The sequence below is a fragment of the Idiomarina sp. A28L genome, assembly GCF_000218785.1.
Taxonomy (GTDB): Bacteria; Pseudomonadota; Gammaproteobacteria; order Enterobacterales; family Alteromonadaceae; genus Aliidiomarina.
Map to the genome: position 1 here is coordinate 23,317 of NZ_AFPO01000025.1, position 18,399 is coordinate 41,715.

The 18,399-nt window shown below is 46.5% G+C and carries 13 protein-coding genes; 5 read left to right on the forward strand and 8 right to left on the reverse strand.

Annotated features, from left to right (window positions below; translation table 11 throughout):
• Positions 1-6: 6 nt before the first annotated feature.
• Positions 7-2,496, reverse strand: coding sequence for an alpha/beta hydrolase family protein (locus A28LD_RS10385; RefSeq protein ID WP_007421039.1), 2,490 nt, complete (start codon positions 2,494-2,496; stop codon positions 7-9).
• Positions 2,497-2,868: 372 nt separating this feature from the next.
• Between A28LD_RS10385 and A28LD_RS10390 the strand changes: the two genes are divergently transcribed.
• The 5 genes from A28LD_RS10390 (at position 2,869) to A28LD_RS10410 (ending at position 7,905) form a co-directional block, all read left to right on the forward strand.
• The gene (locus tag A28LD_RS10390; protein WP_139043581.1) at positions 2,869-3,369 is read left to right on the forward strand and encodes a hypothetical protein; all 501 of its coding nucleotides are present in this window, start codon (positions 2,869-2,871) and stop codon (positions 3,367-3,369) included.
• 239 nt (positions 3,370-3,608) lie between these two features.
• Entirely contained in the window at positions 3,609-5,165 is a 1,557-nt protein-coding gene (locus tag A28LD_RS10395; protein ID WP_007421041.1) for an AbgT family transporter, read from the forward strand.
• A 145-nt stretch (positions 5,166-5,310) separates the two neighbouring features.
• Entirely contained in the window at positions 5,311-6,480 is a 1,170-nt protein-coding gene (gene argE, locus A28LD_RS10400; RefSeq protein ID WP_007421042.1) for an acetylornithine deacetylase, read from the forward strand.
• Position 6,481: 1 nt separating this feature from the next.
• On the forward strand, positions 6,482-7,102 hold the full coding sequence (gene rnhB / locus A28LD_RS10405) for a ribonuclease HII (RefSeq protein ID WP_007421043.1): 621 nt from the start codon (positions 6,482-6,484) through the stop codon (positions 7,100-7,102).
• A 23-nt stretch (positions 7,103-7,125) separates the two neighbouring features.
• A complete protein-coding gene (locus A28LD_RS10410; RefSeq protein ID WP_007421044.1) occupies positions 7,126-7,905 on the forward strand; it encodes an SDR family oxidoreductase in 780 nt (259 codons plus the stop codon).
• 120 nt (positions 7,906-8,025) lie between these two features.
• Here the strand turns inward: A28LD_RS10410 and A28LD_RS10415 are convergent, their stop codons facing one another.
• The 7 genes from A28LD_RS10415 to A28LD_RS10445 form a co-directional block, all read right to left on the reverse strand.
• Complete coding sequence (locus A28LD_RS10415) at positions 8,026-9,666, reverse strand: dihydrolipoyllysine-residue acetyltransferase (RefSeq protein WP_007421045.1); 1,641 nt, start codon at positions 9,664-9,666, stop codon at positions 8,026-8,028.
• An 11-nt stretch (positions 9,667-9,677) separates the two neighbouring features.
• Complete coding sequence (locus A28LD_RS10420) at positions 9,678-10,655, reverse strand: alpha-ketoacid dehydrogenase subunit beta (protein ID WP_007421046.1); 978 nt, start codon at positions 10,653-10,655, stop codon at positions 9,678-9,680.
• Complete coding sequence (locus tag A28LD_RS10425; protein WP_007421047.1) at positions 10,655-11,848, reverse strand: thiamine pyrophosphate-dependent dehydrogenase E1 component subunit alpha; 1,194 nt, start codon at positions 11,846-11,848, stop codon at positions 10,655-10,657. Before A28LD_RS10425 ends, A28LD_RS10420 begins: the two co-directional genes overlap by 1 nt.
• A gap of 188 nt (positions 11,849-12,036) precedes the next feature.
• On the reverse strand, positions 12,037-13,080 hold the full coding sequence (gene astE, locus A28LD_RS10430) for a succinylglutamate desuccinylase (protein ID WP_007421048.1): 1,044 nt from the start codon (positions 13,078-13,080) through the stop codon (positions 12,037-12,039).
• 42 nt (positions 13,081-13,122) lie between these two features.
• Positions 13,123-13,851: a DUF599 domain-containing protein gene (locus tag A28LD_RS10435; protein WP_007421049.1), complete on the reverse strand. Its 729-nt coding sequence runs from the start codon at positions 13,849-13,851 to the stop codon at positions 13,123-13,125.
• A gap of 103 nt (positions 13,852-13,954) precedes the next feature.
• Positions 13,955-17,122: an efflux RND transporter permease subunit gene (locus A28LD_RS10440; protein WP_007421050.1), complete on the reverse strand. Its 3,168-nt coding sequence runs from the start codon at positions 17,120-17,122 to the stop codon at positions 13,955-13,957.
• Between the two features lie 3 nt (positions 17,123-17,125).
• The gene (locus A28LD_RS10445; protein WP_007421051.1) at positions 17,126-18,322 is read right to left on the reverse strand and encodes an efflux RND transporter periplasmic adaptor subunit; all 1,197 of its coding nucleotides are present in this window, start codon (positions 18,320-18,322) and stop codon (positions 17,126-17,128) included.
• Between the last annotated feature and the right edge of the window lie 77 nt (positions 18,323-18,399).

The following is an 18,399-nucleotide window of genomic DNA, read 5'->3' on the forward strand; positions in this document are numbered from 1 at the left end:
TTCTCGTTATTCAGCTTCAGGGTATAAATGGTTCCACCACTCAGGTTCGCCCTTCAACTGCTTATCGAACCAAGCCATATAGGTTGCCCACCAATTTAGCCGCGCTTCACGACCCATAATATGGTGATCTTGGCCTTTGTATTCCACCAGCTCTACTTCTTTATCAAGCAATTTAAGTGCGGTATACATGTTATGGCTTTCCCCTGGAGGCACGTTAGTATCAGCATCACCGTGAATAAGTAACATTGGTGCAGTTACCTTATCAGCATGAAATACTGGGCTTTGCTGAGTATATAGTTCGGCGTTGTTCCACGGGAAACTGCCTTTGCTTGCTTCACCGGAATACAAAAAGCCCCACCAGCCTTGGCCCCAGTATGAGGTAATATTCGAGATACCCGCATGCGACATCGAGGCTGAATATAAATCTGTCATGGTTGCTAATAACATAGTCATAAAGCCACCATACGAAGCCCCCATGTGCCCTACCCGATCAGCATCTACAAATGAATGAGCCGCGAGGAACTCTTCGGTACCTTGAATAATATCTTCAGCAGTATATTCACCCCATGCGTTCACATGCCGGGCCGAAAACTCTTGCCCAAACCCAGTAGCGCCGGTTGGTTGTAGCACATACACCACATACCCTTTATTTGCCCACAAGTTAAATGGGTAGCGGCCAGTAAACCCACGTTGCACAGGCGTTGTACCACCGTAGTAATACACAAGTGCTGGGTAGTTTTTGTTTTCATCAAAGTTGTGTGGATAATAAACGCGGCCCGCAATTTCATCACCATGCTTATTGGTGAAGTTCCACTCTTTTACCGCGTTAAGATCATTGTGCGCGTAGGCTTCGGCGCTGTTCCATAACTCACGTAAACGGCCTTCCTGTAGATCTAAGCTCACCAATTTCTGCGGCTCAGTAGCACTGGTGCCACCAATAACAATACGCGGGAACGAATGTTGGCTAGCGGTTACCTGATCAACTACTTCAACACCTGCACTAACCTTAATATAGCGGTTGTTACGAGTATCGTAACGGTAAAGCTGGGTAGCATCACGATCGGTAACGCGCAATAATAAATCGCCATTACCGAGCGCCATTACGCCACCAATAGCCGGATTAAATTCACGGCTTAGTGCCCGCACTGAGTTATCTGCGGCAAGTTGATAAAGTTGGCCATCATAATTGTTCGATAGCATGTCATCGCTAAGGTTAGCCGCTCGGCCTGCGCCTTCCATAAACTCAGGGCCTGCCGTAACGTAAATAGTATCGCCTTGATACAACGCTTGGTTAAAAGTGCGGTGCGTGCCTAAATCGCGGCGCTCATTGGTTACTAAATTAAGTTCAAAGGCTTCTACCGCAAAATGTGGTGGCGCCGCATAATCTACCTTGCGCGTGCTCACTAAAATACGCTCGCCACTACTATGCACATCAAGCAAGCTGTGGCCGCTTCCGCCTTCGGTAATTTGCGCGATAACGCCAGTATCAAGTGCCAAAGTATAAAGCTGTGAAACATTTCGGAAATAGCTCCAGCGATCTTCTAGCGCTTGATATCGTTTAGTAACACTGCTCTCGCTTTCGGCTGTTTTATTCCAAGAGAAAATTAGCGTGTTATCGGTTAACCAACGCAAGCCATTGGCGCCTGTTAACGCACTTGAAGCTTCTTTCACCGATAAATCATTAACATCAAGAACTTGTACTTTCTGATCACTAATATAGGCAAGTTTGTGTTCTTGCGGGTGCCATGCAAAGCTAGCAACACTGGTATTGTTCCAGCGGTATACCACACGATTTTCTTCTAAATCACGTAACAATAGCTCGCTTTGCGCTTCGCCATTTTGCTGCCAACTTTTGCGCATTACCAGATAACGGCCATCGGCTGATAAATCAACACCATTCACCGTGGGCGCATCGTAAAGCTGTGCCGCACTCAAACGCCAATCGCTTGGCCAATCGCTATTCACTTGATCATGTTCAGCTGTACCCTGCCAATCAAGGTTCACCGCCGACCAATCTTCGATACCCTCAACTAAAGCAACAAGATGGTGATCGCCAGTTTCAAGATTAAGCGTAAATTCAGAGCCGGTGCCCGAAACACGCACACCGTTCAGATAAAGCGTTACGTTTTCCGCACCTTCAATATTGATTTTACCTTGGGTGAAACGATCCACACGCATCGGCACGCGCAACACACTCTGGGTACTCTCGGCCTGCAAGCCAGAAAGCGGGCTACCACTTTCGCTGTATTCGTTTAACCAAGGTTTTACCAAGCTATCGCGAATGCTATCGGTTTGCGCTGAATCAGCAACGGCAACTATGGCATTGGGCAACACATGTGCGCGCACATCTTCGCGATCTACAGCAATTACCGCCTGGCTTTGCAGCGCTAATGCACCCGCTACCGTTAATAATAATTTTTTATAGATAAATGGATTGAAAGCACTTGGAAGCAGTGAGCGTGCTTTTGCACTCAGCTCAGTTTTCGCTATTGGCATATCATTCTTTCCTTTGTTGTCTTTTTGTATGTGCCCATAGTACACAATTTCGAAACGAATCGTGAATACCTGCGACCGATCGCAGATAACACACGACAATTATTCATATCTCGCCGTAAATAGGGTATTTTAGCCCTATCACTAAAGGTTAGGGATTGAGTTCGCCAGTGAAGTGCCCGTATTAATAGCCCTCACGCTTACTTGCGGCCAGCAATGCTGGCCACACAATAAACGCCCAGCCTTTGCATTTTTGATAATCTAATAAAGAGCTCTATCATGCTAATGAATAAGTTATTATTGCCGCGCACCCTCTCTGCTTTCGTAATAGTTCCCGTTCTATTTACCCTTAGTTTTAGCGCCCAAGCCGCTAGTATGAGCCAACCAAATTACAGCTATTTTTCTGGCGGCATTAGCGAATATTCGAACGATATGCGTGGCGTGAGCTTGTATGGCCAATACGAATTACAAAATAAATTTTTCTTGATTGGAAACTATGAGCAGGTAACGAATCGCAATAGTGCCGGCACGCGCTTTAGCCAAACTATTGCTGAAATAGGTGGTGGCCGTTACTTCACTATTCTAGATGGCACTACTATTGATGTTTCCGCCACTACCGGGCGATTAGCCGCAAGCCAAAACGTTTTTAATAGCGGCGATAATTTTTATACCTTGAATACTGGTATAAACCATCGGCGCGGTGCGTGGGAATCTCGTATCGGCTACCGCTACGTTGATTTTAGCGGCCAGAACGCTGATCACGGTGTGGTTGCATCATTATTTTTCTACGCTGCACCACAGGTGGCAGTAGGCGTTCAATTTAATGATGTATACGGCCGTTCAAGCGCAAGCTTTGGTGTACGCTTCATTTTTTAAACGAGCTCGTGTTTGCAATTTAGCGCAAATAAATCAAGCGCAACAAGAACGCAACACAACACTACCGAAAGCGGCGTGATCCATGTATGCTAATTCGGTTTTTACCATCTTACTGCTTAAAAACCACAGTTTTTACGCAGTGCTACGAAGATTTGCAGGCTTCTGCCCGCATCAATTTCGGTTTTCGAATCGAAGCTAAACAACAATGATAACAGTGGTTAACCACGGGGAACTTCGCTATGAGCGCAGATAATAAAGCTACGGATACACAAACCGGGCTGCTCAACCGCTTACTCAACAAAGTTGAAGTAATTGGTAATAAACTTCCAGATCCAGCGGTAATGTTTGCTGGTTTATTGGTAATTATTTGGGTTTTAAGTTTAATTTTTTCACAGTTTACCTACACCGAAATCGACCCACGTACTGGCGTTGAAATCACCGTAAACAACTTGCTTGCTCCTACTGCAATGGCCAATTTCTTGGCCACCATGGTAAATACATTTATGTATTTTGCGCCATTGGGTGTGGTTCTGGTAGCTATGCTGGGTATTGGCGTTGCCGAGCGCAGTGGCTTTATTAACGTAGGTATTAAACTGCTGTTAAATACCACACCAAAAGCAATGCTTACGCCAATGCTGATATTGGTGGCTATTGTGAGCCATACTGCGGTTGATGCCGGTTATGTGTTGGTTATTCCGTTAGGCGGGGTTATTTTCTATGCCGCAGGTAGGCACCCACTTGCAGGTATCGCCGCAGCTTTCGCCGGTGTATCGGGTGGTTTCAGTGCCAACTTTGTACCAAGCGCAATCGACCCGTTACTCCAAGGCATTACGCAAACAGCCGCGCAAATGCATAACCCTGATGTAATGCTTAACCCATTAAACAACTGGGGCTTCACCGCCGCTTCTTGCTTACTGGTAGTGTTAGTTGGTTGGTATCTTACCGATAAAATAATTGAGCCGCGCCTAAAGGGCACCGAAATCGATGGTGATTCTGATGCGATGCCACAAATCGAAGAAGTATCGCCACGCGATCGTAAAGCGTTTTACAGCGCCGTAGTTACCATGCTGTTAGGTGTAATTATCCTTTTCGCAGTAACTATACCTGAAGGCTCAGCACTACGAGACCCGGAAACCGCTGCTATTGCTTCATTTAATGCACCACTGATGCAATCGATTGTGCCCCTAATATTCTTGCTGTTCTGGGTACCCGGTATCGTGCACGGTTATGTTAGCGGTAACTTTAAAGAATCGCGCGATGTGATTAGCGCCATGACCAAATCAATGGAAGGCATGGCCTACTACATGGTAATGGCGTTCTTCTGTGCGCTATTTATCAAGGCGTTTGGCGATTCCAACCTCGGTATTCTGTTATCGATTAAGGGCGCTAATTTACTCCAAGCTATGGCCTTACCTGGCGGTGTAACGCTTGTGGGTATTATTTTCTTGGTAGCCTTCATTAACTTGTTCGTAGGCTCCGCTTCTGCGAAATGGATGCTTATCGCGCCTATTTTCGTACCGATGTTGATGCAACTTGGTTTATCACCTGATTTAACTCAGGCGGCCTACCGTGTGGGTGATTCTGCAAGTAACATTATCACTCCGTTGTTGCCCTACTTCCCATTAGTTGTGGTGTACTGCCAGCGCTATGTGAAAGGCACCGGTATCGGCACATTAGTATCGCTAATGTTACCTTACTCGGTTGCGCTACTAGTGCTTTGGTCGGCATTCTTGCTGATTTACTGGGGAATTGGATTACCACTTGGGTTGCAATCTAGCTATAGCTACCCTGCGTAATTTATAACCACAACGCTTAAGTTATACAAAAAGGAGCTGAACCCAGCATTGGGTTTGGCTCCTTTCTTTTTTATAAGCGTGCTAAGATAATTCCACTCGAATTTTGTTTCCTGATTTAATTACTTTCCAAGTGAAAGGAGCTTCAATGTCTGCTGTTACTTTGCCATCTTTTATTGAAATGTATCGCCAGTTAATTGCTGCGCCTTCGGTTTCTTGTTTAGAGCCCACCTGGGATATAAGTAACCGCCAAGTTATTGAATTATTAGGGTTATGGTTATCCAGCCTAGGCTTTAAAGTTGAAATTCAGGAGCTGGAAAAACAAGCGGGTAAATACAACTTACTGGCAAGTATCGGCCCCGAACCGAAAAATGGTGAAGCTAGTGGGTTGTTGTTAGCGGGCCACACCGATACCGTGCCTTGGGATGAAGGCCGCTGGACCCGCGATCCCTTTACCTTAACCGAGGCAGATAATCGCCTATATGGCCTTGGTAGCGCCGATATGAAGGGCTTTTTTGCTTTTGTAATTGAAGCGATTCGCGATTTAGATCTTAGCCAACTGAAAAAGCCATTGCGTATACTTGCTACCGCCGATGAAGAAACCAGCATGGCGGGTGCTCGTGAGCTGCACCGATTTGCCAATTTAAAACCGGAATACGCAGTTATTGGCGAGCCTACCAATATGGTGCCAGTGCGTATGCATAAAGGCCACACCACTGATTGTGTGCGCATCACCGGCCGCTCTGGACACAGTTCAAAGCCTGCTGCTGGCTTAAACGCTATTAGCATCATGCATGAAGCATTAGGCTACTTAAAACAGCTTGAACAAGAGCTGAAAGATAAATTCCACCAACCGGCCTTTGAAGTGCCTTATCCAACGCTTAATTTTGGCCATATTCACGGCGGCGATGCCGCCAACCGTATTTGTGCCTGTTGTGAGTTACACATGGATATGCGGCCATTGCCGGGTATGCGAATTGAAACCTTAAATGAAATGCTACATGCGCATTTAGCGCCCATTCAGCAAATGTATCCGGGTGCATTAGAAGTTACTGCTATGCACGAACCAATTCCAGGCTATGAATGCCCTGCTGATTCGGCTCTAGTGAAGCTGGCGGAAGCTATTAGTGGCCACCGTGCGGAACCGGCAAACTATTGCACGGAAGCACCATTTGTTGATGCGCTTGGCTGCGAAACCATTGTTATGGGGCCAGGTTCCATTCAACAAGCGCACCAGCCCGATGAATTCATTACCCTCGCTGAGATAGTTCCGGCTCAACAGCAAATTCGCGCACTGGTGCAAAAGGTATGTGGCTAATATGAGTACACCTGTTTTCTATATTTGTGGTGCCGATGAAGCTGGCCGTGGGCCTATTGCAGGGCCAGTTGTTGCAGCAGCCGTAATCCTCGATCCAGAGAACCCAATTTTAGGTATTACTGATTCAAAAAAGCTCAGCGAAAAGAAGCGCAATGCACTCAGTTTAGAAATCAAAGAAAAAGCGCTAGCGTGGGCTATTGCCCAATGTGATGCCAATGAAATTGATGAAATTAATATCTTGCAGGCCTCAATGCTGGCAATGAAGCGGGCGATAGAATCATTGCCCATTTCAGCGCACAAAGCGCTAATCGATGGCAACCGTGTACCAAAATTGGCCATTGCCGCAGAAGCCATTATTAAAGGCGATTTAAAAGAAGCCTGCATTGGCGCTGCTTCAATTTTGGCGAAAGTTGAGCGTGATCGGCAGATGTTAGAATGGCATGAGCGCTACCCAGAATATAATTTCGCCCAACACAAAGCTTACGGCACTGCAGCGCACCTAGAAGCCTTGCAAAAGCACGGTGCCAGCCCTATTCACCGTAAAAGCTTCAGGCCTGTACGCGAAGTCATTGAAGCTGCTGAAGCCTCTGAAGCCGCTGAAGCCGCTGAAGCGCAAGCTTAACAACACGCAAGAGAGAAGAAAGCATGAGCAAGATTAACGGCAAAACAATATGGCTCACCGGTGCCTCTTCCGGCATTGGCCTTGCGCTCGCAGAAACTTTAGCGAACGAAGGCGCAAAACTAATCTTAACAGCGCGCAGCGTGGCTAAGCTTGAACAGTTGGCTCAGCGCTTGCCCGGCGAACACATCGTGTTCCCGCTCGATTTGAGCAACCCTGAAGCCGCTTTCGAACAAAGCCAAGCGCTCGTTGCTAAGGAAACTATCGATATTCTCATTAATAACGCTGGGGTTTCCCAACGCAGCTCGGTACTCGAAACCGATTTAACCGTTTATCGCCAGCTCATGGAAATTGATTACTTCAGTGTTGTTGCCTTAAGTAAAGCAGTGCTGCCGCAAATGACAGCCCGCAAACAAGGCCATGTAGTTACCATTGCTAGTGTGGCCGGCAAAGTAGGCAGCAAACTACGCAGCGGCTACTCCGGAGCCAAATTCGGTGTAATTGGTTTTATGGATTGCGCCCGCGCCGAAATGGCAGAGCATAACGTGCAATTTACCACCATTTGCCCGGGCTTCGTGCGCACTCAAGTTTCCCACAATGCGCTTACCGGCGATGGCAGCAAACTAAATCAAGAAGATCCGGATATCACCGGTGGTATCAGCCCAGAAGAGTGTGCCGCAGCGATTATTAAGGCCATTGAACAAAACCGTAGTGAAGTAATTGTTGGCAAAGGCCTCAGTAAACTGGCACCTACGCTGCAACGCTTCTTTCCAAACCTAGTGCGAAAAATATCCGCAAAACGCTAGCGTTTTCGCGCGTTTTACCGAAAAACAAAAAGGGCTTCATATTGAAGCCCTTTTTTTTGCACACTAATTTTGCGTTATGTTTGAGCGCCTTCACTCAGCGCCTTCACTCAACGCCTTCTTTTAGCGCATAACCGTTAGCATTTGCATTGGATCTTCTAGGAACTGCTGCCAGCGCTTATTGAAGTTTGCAATAGTTGCACCATCAATAATGCGGTGATCGCCCGACCAGCTTGCCACCATCATATCGCGGCCCACTACACTGCCATCAGCTGCGAAACGTGGAAGCGTTTGCACTTTACCAAGCGCCACAATAGCCGCTTCTGGTTTATTGATGATAGGCGTAGTAACGGTTCCGCCCACAACACCGATATTTGAGATGGTAATTGTACCGCCCTTCATATCCGCCTGAGCAACTTTGCCATCACGTGCCGAAGCCGTTAACCGATTCACTTCTTCCGCAACTTCAAGCAACGATTTGTTCTGCACTTGCTTAATATTCGGCACCATTAAGCCAACTTTGGTGGCTACTGCCATACCAATGTTGTGGTCGTCGAAATACGTAATTTCAGTAGCATCATCGTTGATTTGTGCGTTCATAATTGGGAATTCACTTAACGCTAAGCTCATTGCCTTGATAAAGAATGGCATTAGCGTAAGGCGCACGCCCTGCTCTGCATATTGAGCCTTTAATTTCGCATGCATGATGCGTAAATCAGTTAAATCAAACTCTTCTGCATAGGTGAAATGTGGAATAGTTCGTACCGATTCCGCCATTTGCCGCGCCATTGCTGCACGCACGCCACGAACTGGCTCTGTGCGCTTGCCACCGCTTACTTGGGCGCTTGCTGGTGTATGGCTTTGTGCCGCAGTAGATGAACTTTCTGAAAGCCCAGAAGCTTGCTTTGATGCTTTATCTAAATCTTCTTTTAAGATACGGCCTTTCTTGCCTGAACCTTGTACGTTTACCAGATCAATACCGGCTTCCCGTGCACGGCGGCGAACGGCTGGGCTCGCTAATGCTTTGCCATCGGCTGCTGCCTGTGGTGCTTCAAATTCACCACCAGCAGCACGTGCTGTAGATTCAACGCTGGCTGGTGCAGAATCGCTCGCGTTTTCTGCCGATCCGCTATCAGTATCATTACCTACGCTGCCCGCTGTTTCTAGTGCAAACAAAGGCTCACCAACTTTCGCGATATCGCCTTTGGCGTAAAATAACTTACTTACGGTGCCATCAGATTTGGCAGGAATCTCAACCACAGCTTTATCGGTCATAACTTCAACCACAACTTGGTCTTCTTCTACGGTATCGCCTTCGCTTACTCGCCATTCAACGATTTCACACTCAACAATGCCCTCACCGATATCAGGTAAAATAAAGTTGGCGTTATCCGTTGAAGCTTGGCCCTGAGAACTGTTCTGGCGCTTCGCCTCTGGTTTTGGCGCTGCGGCTACTTCTTTTGCAGAAGAATCGGCAGGTGCCGAAGGCTGTGGCTTGCTCTCAGCTTGCGCTGGTGCACCACCTGCTTCTGAATCAATCGCAAATAACGGTTTACCTACTTCAGCGATATCACCTTTCGCGTAATACAGCTTGGTTACGGTACCATCGAATTTAGCCGGGATTTCTACCACGGCTTTATCGGTCATTACCTCAACCACTACTTGATCTTCTTGAACTGAATCGCCTTCCTGGACCTGCCATTCAACGATTTCACACTCAACGATACCTTCGCCGATATCCGGTAAAATGAAATCAGTACTCATGCGAGCTCCTATTAGTAATTCAGTGAACGCTTAATGGCTTCATACGTTTTCAGATGATCTGAAAAGTACTCTTTTTCATGCGCTAATGGGTAAGGCGTATCTATACCTGAAGCACGCATTACTGGTGATTCAAGGTATAAGAAACAACGTTCTTGAATCGTTGCTGCTACTTCACTACCAAATGCCATTGTATGCGGCGCTTCTTGGCTTACCACTGCGCGGCCAGTTTTCATTACTGATTTCGCTACCGTATCAACATCCCACGGTAAAATACTGCGCAAATCGATAATTTCAACGCTTACGCCATCTTTCTTGGCTAGCTCAACAGCACGCTCGATTACTTCAACCTGTGCACCCCAACCAATTACCGTTACATCAGAACCTTCTTGCACAACCTCAGCTTTGCCAAGTGGCAAGGTGTATTCTTCTTCTGGCACTTCACCTACCGCTGCGCGATATAAGCGCTTCGGCTCCATGAAAATTACTGGGTTCGGATCAAAAATAGCGCTCAGCAATAACCCTTTCGCTTGATAAGGATTACGAGGCATTACTATTTTCAAACCTGGTGTGTGCGCAAAATATGCTTCTGGTGATTGCGAATGATAGTGGCCACCGTGAATACCGCCGCCGTATGGCGTACGAATGGTTAGGCCACCTACGTTAAATTCATTACCTGAACGGTAGCGAAATTTCGCTGTTTCGTTCACGATTTGATCAAACGCAGGGAAAATATAATCACCAAACTGAATTTCGGCTACTGGCAAGCTGCCTTGAGCCGCTAAACCGTTGGCAAAGCCAATTATGCCCTGCTCTACCAATGGGGTATTAAAACAGCGTGCGCGGCCATATTTTTCTTGTAAGCCGCTAGTAGCACGGAAAACGCCACCAAAGTGGCCAACATCTTCACCAAATACAGACACTTTATCGTTTTTCGCCATCGCCACATCAAGGGCGCTGTTGATGGCTTGGAGCAAATTCATTTTAGCCATTATTTCACGCCTCCTGAGGTATTCGGATAAGCATCCGGATATTTACGAATATGCGCTTTTAATTCTTCAAGCTGAGTTTTCAATGCTTCAGTAGGTTCCGCATACACATCGGTGATAATTTCATCAAGGTTTGGAACTTCTACTTTTTCAGCTTCTTTCAATGCCGCAAGCACAGTATCTTTATGCGCTTTTTGCTGAGCATCGGCTTCTTCTTCGGTAATCCAGCCTTGCTTCACAAGCCAGTTGCGAAAACGAATCATTGGTTCGCGAACTCGGCGGGCTTCTTCTTCTTCCCGTGAGCGATAGCCCGTTGGGTCATCTGAAGTAGAATGGCCAGCCATGCGGTAAGACATCGCCTCAATTAATACCGGTTCGTTTTCTTCAACGGCTAAACGGCGGGCTTCTTGAGTTGCTTTATATACCGCAAAGATATCATTGCCATCAACACGAATAGCTTTCATGCCATAACCTACGGCACGGGGTGCAATACCATCACCGGCAAATTGCTCTGCAGCTGGGGTAGAAATTGCATAACCATTGTTTCGGCAGAAAAATATTGCTGGCACTTTTAGCACTGCTGCCATATTCATACCGGCGTGGAAATCACCTTCAGAGGCTGCGCCTTCACCGAAATAACATAAGGTACAGGTTTTATCGCCGCTTTGCTTTTGGCCAAATGCATAACCTGCCGCTTGCGGAATTTGTGTTCCTAATGGCGAAGAGATTGTCATGAAGTTCAGTGCTGCAGAACCGTAATGCACAGGCATCTGCCGGCCTTTACCTAAATCTTTGGCATTCGAGAACAACTGGTTCATGAATTGCTCAATGGTAAAGCCGCGAAAAGCCAATGAGCCTTGCTCACGGTATTGGCCCATAATCATATCTTCGAACTTCAAAGCCGCTGCTGAACCAATTGCTGCCGCTTCTTCACCTAAAGATGAAAGGTAGAAGCTGATGCGGCCCTGCCGCTGAGCAGCAATCATGCGTTCGTCTAGCACGCGAATAAATTGCATAGTATCGAACATTTTTAATGCCAGTTCTTTACTGATGTCAGGTAATTCTGCGCCTTTGTGCACGCTGCCATCTTCTTTCAGCAACTGATACATTGGGATATTCAATGCGTTACCCTCGATAACCTGCAGTTCAGTAACCACTGCGGTTTTCTGAGGATCCTTTGCCATTTGCTTAGCCATAGCACTCTCTCTAAGATGTTAAAACTTTGTCGCGAACTTTACCTTTACGTTAACTGTGATGCAAACTTTGTTGCATCGGTTCCCGTAAATAACTGTTCATTCTGGCGTACAGCATGAACTTATGCCTCTAATCTGGCTATTGTCGCACAGCAGAACCCGCGATAAGACCCCTCGCTGCTCTGACCAGATTAAACTAGAGGTAATTGTTGCGCTGGGATTGGAATAACCGTTAATAACGCCCGCTGGCCAATTGCAACCTTGGCATTCGGGAAAATAACCGCTTCGCCATCTACTTCCGCATGCACTGGATTATCACCATCGGTTGCGAGTATTTCACCTTTGTTAAACGCTGTGAAATTAGCCACGTTATCGGGGAAATGTAAGCGGAAGTTTTCATAATTACGGTTTACGCTGCGAAGTACTTTATATACCCGCAACGATTCAGCTATAAACTCACCATTTACAGCAGGGCCCTCGGTTAGCAACCGAGTAAGCTGCTGCTTGGTTTTTGCAAACCGCTGCATATCGTTCTCACCAAAAGGTTTCACTTTACCGAGCTCCAAGGTAAAGGCATCGGCTGCGAATTCATTCACTGAGAAGTATGAAAAGGTTGTTGTGGGGCCGTCGTGTAACAATACAACTGGCACATCAAGCTGCTGTAATAATTGAAACTGCTGCTTTTTATACGGCGCGCCATTGGTAAAAGGATACACAGCAAACTTTTCATGTTTTGAATCACGAATGGCGGTGTGCATATCATAATGCAAACGCTGCCGCTCACCTGCAGGTGCACTGGTGAAGAATTTGCGCACATAGCCCTCTATGGCTTTTGCCCGAATCCGCTCGCGATTTACCAAGCCCTCGCCCTCGCTATGGGCGCCGCTAAACAACCGGTTCATGTTTTCTTCTACAAAGCGTTTGCCAATATTAATGGCCGCTGGGTTAGCAATTAAAAACAATACCCGGCAGTTTAACCCAAGCTCACCGCTTCGAATCGATTCAATCAGCTCATCGCAGATTTCAATAGGCGCCGTTTCATCGCCGTGCACAGCACATGAAAGCACTAAATCAAAAGCTTGGGCTGGCTTCGCAGGGCTGAATACAATCACGCCACTATCCCAAATTTGCATGGTTATGCCATTGCCGAGCTGTTGTTCTACATTAATATCAGCGCCCCATTCATTTTCACGGGTAAACGCCAGAAAATTTTGATCAGAAAACTTAGTAATCACAACTACTCCATTTTTTGTATTCTTTTCAATGCAAATTGCTTTTTAGATATCGCCCTTTTGCTTTGGCCCCGGTTCATAGCCTCGAGTAGCCAACAAAGCACGCAGCACATGTGATTTGTATTCACGGCGATACAATACGGCGATAACAATCAAGCTCATCACGATAAATATCCAAGGGCTGGCAAACCAAGATAAATAGGCCAAGGCAAAGTAATACGCGCGTAACCCATAATTGTATTCATGCCCTGCCTGATCGAGCACCTTTGCAGTATTCAAAGAGAAAGCTTCACGATCTTTGATATCTACTGTAGGCCGGGAAACCGAAGGTGCCATACCAAGCAAAATAGATACAAAACCAAACTGGCGTACCGCCCAAGTGAATTTAAAGAATGCATACACCATGATGCCAGCAATACCCGAAAGTTTTAAAAGCACCAAACCGTGGCTTTGTTCTGCAGTAAACGGCATTTGTTCAAGCACCCTTACAAACGCATCATTCGAAGCGATTACGGTAAGCACACCGGCCAGCACAAATATGGTTGATGAGGCGAAAAAGGTAACCGTACGCTCTACATTTCCTACCAGTGCCGCATCAGCGATATGGTTTTCTTTATGCACCACCGCGTTCATCCATTCCACCCGTAAGGTGCATAGAATACTAGAAAGGCAATGATAGGTTTTTGCACGTTTGCGCGCATAGGTTGCATACCCTATCCAAACAAAAAGAAACCAAAGAAAAGCAACAATATCGATAAGCGGAATTGATGGCATGGCGTACCCTCAGGTGAAACATTAATGGCACAAGTGTAGCGGATTTAGAAAAAGAAAGAAGGGAATGTTTGCACATTCCCTTCGATTTATTCCTACAGGCTTTTTAATTATTTACAGAGTTTTCTTCAACTTCGGCAAGTTCCAATTCCTTTGCGTGGCCTTTGCCTAGCAAACGCTTAATATCATCAAGCACCATATATAAACATGGAATTAGCAACAGCGTAATTACCGTGGCGAACAAAATACCAAAAGCTAAAGATATCGCCATTGGAATAACAAACTTCGCCTGCATGCTGCGCTCTAAAACTATTGGCGCTAAGCCCATAAAGGTGGTTAAAGAGGTTAGCACTATCGCTCGGAAGCGCGAGCAACCGGCATTCACAACCGCCTCTTGTAAACTCTTCACTTTTGCCTTGGTGTTATTCACATAATCAACCAAAATTAAGCTATCGTTTACCACCACCCCCGCAAGCGCAATAATACCGAACAAGCTCAATAAACTGAGTGGCATTTGCAAAACAAAATGGCCAAAAATAGCACCGATAATACCGAAAGGAATAACCGACATAATAATCAGTGGTTGGGTATACGATTTTAACGGTATCGCCATTAACGCATAAATACCAAACATCGCAAAAACGGCACCCAAGGCAAGCGAACTCAACGCTTCGCGCTCATCTAAACTGGCACCTTCTAAGCCAAAGCGAACCTGCGGGTAATGTTGCAAAATATCCGGTAAATAATTCTGCTGAATATCTCTTACAACGGCGCCGGGCTCAATACGATCTTTATCTACTCGAGCACGAACGTTCACGCTGCGAACACCATTAACCCGATTAATGGTACTAAAGCCATCACCTACCGCGTTAGTGGCAAGCTCCCGGAATGGGATTTCGCGGCCATCAGCGGCACGAATCATCATATTCTCAAGATTACCAATAGATTGCCGCTCAGCAAGTGGATAACGCACCATTACGCGAACCTCTTCATCGTTGCGAGGCAAGCGTTGTGCTTCTGCACCATAGAATGCGTTGCGCACTTGGCCGGCTAAATCTTGTAAGGTAATACCCGCTGCATCGGCCGCCGGTAACAGGCGTAACTGTATTTCTTCTCGTGGTGCGCCAAAAGTATCAGAGATATCAAACACACCGCCATATTGCGCCAGAGCCGCTCTCAGTTCTCCAGCCGCAGCTGCCAATGCACTTAATTCAGTGCCACTAAGCTGAAACTCAATATCGTAACCGCCACCCGGGCCTCCGGCAGAACCGCTGAAGTTTAAATCCTTTACCCCTGCAAGCTCCGGAATTCGTTCGCGCCATTCGTTAATCACGCTAAACCCATCAATCTCGCGTTGTTCTCCTTTTGAAAGTTCAACGAACAAGGTGCCCTGTTCTGCACTATTCAAAAACAGGTTTACGTGAGCGAGCAGATCTTCTCCTTCTTCGCGCTGGTATTCTTCGTGCATACGATAAAGCTCATCGCGAATCGTAGTCAGTGTGCGTGCGGTAACTTCCTCGTTAGTGCCCGGTTGCATTTCTACGTTAGCTTGCAGGAAATCACTAGGTATATTCGGGAAAAACACCCAGCGCACAAAACCACCAGATAATAGCCCACCCATAATAATGGCTAAGGCGATGAAACTGGCTATCGTGGTGTAGCGGTGTTTCACACATACGTTAGCGAACGGACGATAGCGATTTTCTACAAACACTTTCAACCCATTAGCGAAGCGATTGCGAAAACGCTGGAACCCATTTTGTTTGCTCTCGGAATTTTTTGAAAATTTCATGCCATTAATATGAGCAGGCAATATCCACTTTGATTCAATCAAGGAAAACAACAAGCAGAAGATCACCACGTAGGCGATCGATTGCCAAATAGGCGCCATAGTGCCGCCCACCATTAGCATGGGTAAAAACGCTACTACCGTGGTAAGAACGCCGAAAGTAGCCGGTAACGCCACTTTTTTCGCGCCACGAATAACGTTTTCTTCCGATTTACCATTTTCTTCAATTTCGGAATATGCACTTTCGCCAATAATAATGGCATCATCGACCACGATACCGAGCACCAATATGAAACCAAATAATGAAATCATATTAATGGAAACATTAAAGGCTCCAAGGTTCATCATGGCTAAAGCGCCTAGGAAGCAAACAGGTAAACCAATCATTACCCAAAACGCTAAGCGCAATTGCAAGAACAGGGTGAGTGCGATAAACACCAGCGCAATCCCGAAATACATGTTCTTCAGCATTAAATCGAGGCGGCCTTGCAAGTAATATGAGCTATCACCCCAATGAGCCAACATTACTCCTTCAGGCAGAGTTGGTGCTTTGTTATCGATATAACCTTTTACTGCTTTTGCGATAGCTAAATCGTTTTGTTCACCCACGGAATTAACGCGAACAAAGGTGGCTCTGCTGCCATCAAACTCAGCAAACGAACGCGTTTCTACGAATTCATCGCGTACAATTCCGATATCGCCTATGGTTAAGCGCGTTCCATCAGGAAACCGTTTAAGCACAATATCTTCAAACTCAATGCCTGTGTAACTTTGGCCTTTTGCCCGCAGCAAGATATCACCAGTGGGCGTACGAATAGTTCCCCCTGGAATATCAATTGAGGTTCCCCTAACGGCTTGCACCACCTGTTGAAACGTTAACCCGTGCTCCCGCAATTCATTTTCGGTAATCTCAATGGATATCTCATCGTTACGGGCACCCACCAATGTAGCGTTGGAAATGCCCGGAAGTGAACGAATATCATCGCGAACTTCACGAGCTAAATCTTTGCGCAAGCGTTCATCAAGATCGCCATAAATAGACACCCAAATAATCGATTGCTGAGGCCTAATTCGATATACCAATGGAGGCTCAATTTGCGCAGGAAAACTCGATATCCCATCAACCCCCATGCGCACTTCGTCCATCACTTCTTGAATATCGTAACCACTCTCAATTTCAATGCTTACGGTACCCATACCCTCTCTGGAAGAGCTCGTGATGCGCTTAATACCCTCAATTTCATCAATTGAATCTTCGATGCGAATCACTACGCCTTGTTCCACTTCCTGCGGCGCCGCACCCGGGTAAATAACGCGAACGCTAATAAGGTTGGGTTCAATTGTTGGAAAGGTTTGCTTGCGGATCTGAAATACCGAGATAATCCCAGCAACAATAATTAATATCATTAATAAGTTGGCGGCTACTCGATTGCGGGTGAACCAAGCTATGATGCCGGTTTCTCTTACTTGAGGTTCATTAGCCACGTTCTATTCCTCGTTTTCCGTTGCTTCAACACGAGGTTCTTCGATGTCGTCTAAAGTTCTCACCCGCATACCATTTAATGGTGTTTGTAATTGTGTGAGCATCACGCGTTCACCATCTTCTAAACCAGAGCTCACATACACCGAATCATTGATCCGGCGATAAACGTTTACTACCCGTTGCTCCAACGTACGCTCTGCTGTAATCACCCAAACTTGCTGATTGCTATTTACGGCATAGCGCGGAAGTTCGATAAGTTCAGGTACATTGATACCTTTTACTTCGGCTTGCACAAAGCGGCCAAACGTTAGCGGTTCTGGGTGCTGCTGGCTAATTCTATTGTAAGGGTCTTCAACTTGCACAACAGCGAAAGTAACCCGCCGATCTGGATCAACCACACCTTCGGTGCGCACCAACGTACCCATCCATTCTTGTGATCTGCCGCCGATGTTGGCAAATAAGCGCACCACCGGGCCGATATAATCAGGCTGAATGCCAGTAGGAACATCAACAAGTGCCAAATCAAAATCAGAGAGTGGTATCCGCACCTCGGCTAAATCCGTACCAAAAAGCGTCCCTACGTTTGTGTTCACCGAAATATACTGGCCAAGATTAACGTTACGAGCCTGCAGTACACCAGCAAATGGCGCTTTAATTTCAGTTCGCTCAAGATTACGTTCTGCCTGCGCCAATCGGGCTTGAGCTGATTGCAAGTTGGCTAACTCACTAGCTATCTGCGGGCGACGCAAGCCTAAATCTGGAATTTGCCCAGCTTCAATAGAGCGCCATTCAGCTTCCGCAACTTGCCCTCGGGCCCGCTCCTCCGCTAAGGAAGCTTGAGCACGTGCTAAGTTAGCTTTTGCTTCTTCATGCGCAGTGGCATAATCAAATTCATCGATACGCAACAAAGGTTCGCCTGCGGTAAAAAAACCACCCGCCACAAACTTCGGTGAAACCCAAGCAATACGGCCGGTTACCTCGGCGGTAATTTGCGTGGCATGCCGCGGCATCACATTACCTTGCGCTGGCACCGAGAATTGAACCTCTTTACGCTCAGCCAAATGATATTCAACAAGTACGGGTAAGCGTTCGCTTGCTTGCTGCTCTGGCGGTTTTCGCGCCATACCCATAAAGATAAAAATTACAATTGCTACCACTATTAAGATAATAGGTAGGAAGATATAGCGCTTTTTTGTGGCCATTGTAGGAAGGTACCTTGTTTAAATTCTTATCATACTTATGTATCACACTTATGGTGTATGCTTTGCAGCTACTCGCT

What these genes read in the sequence shown, in the direction of transcription:
- A28LD_RS10385 (WP_007421039.1), bottom strand. Translation starts at nt 2,496, where the DNA reads ATGCCAATAGCGAAAACTGAGCTGAGTGCAAAAGCACGCTCACTGCTT.
- A28LD_RS10390 (WP_139043581.1), top strand. Translation starts at nt 2,869, where the DNA reads ATGAGCCAACCAAATTACAGCTATTTTTCTGGCGGCATTAGCGAATAT.
- A28LD_RS10395 (WP_007421041.1), top strand. Translation starts at nt 3,609, where the DNA reads ATGAGCGCAGATAATAAAGCTACGGATACACAAACCGGGCTGCTCAAC.
- argE (WP_007421042.1), top strand. Translation starts at nt 5,311, where the DNA reads ATGTCTGCTGTTACTTTGCCATCTTTTATTGAAATGTATCGCCAGTTA.
- rnhB (WP_007421043.1), top strand. Translation starts at nt 6,482, where the DNA reads ATGAGTACACCTGTTTTCTATATTTGTGGTGCCGATGAAGCTGGCCGT.
- A28LD_RS10410 (WP_007421044.1), top strand. Translation starts at nt 7,126, where the DNA reads ATGAGCAAGATTAACGGCAAAACAATATGGCTCACCGGTGCCTCTTCC.
- A28LD_RS10415 (WP_007421045.1), bottom strand. Translation starts at nt 9,666, where the DNA reads ATGAGTACTGATTTCATTTTACCGGATATCGGCGAAGGTATCGTTGAG.
- A28LD_RS10420 (WP_007421046.1), bottom strand. Translation starts at nt 10,655, where the DNA reads ATGGCTAAAATGAATTTGCTCCAAGCCATCAACAGCGCCCTTGATGTG.
- A28LD_RS10425 (WP_007421047.1), bottom strand. Translation starts at nt 11,848, where the DNA reads ATGGCTAAGCAAATGGCAAAGGATCCTCAGAAAACCGCAGTGGTTACT.
- A28LD_RS10435 (WP_007421049.1), bottom strand. Translation starts at nt 13,851, where the DNA reads ATGCCATCAATTCCGCTTATCGATATTGTTGCTTTTCTTTGGTTTCTT.
- A28LD_RS10445 (WP_007421051.1), bottom strand. Translation starts at nt 18,322, where the DNA reads ATGGCCACAAAAAAGCGCTATATCTTCCTACCTATTATCTTAATAGTG.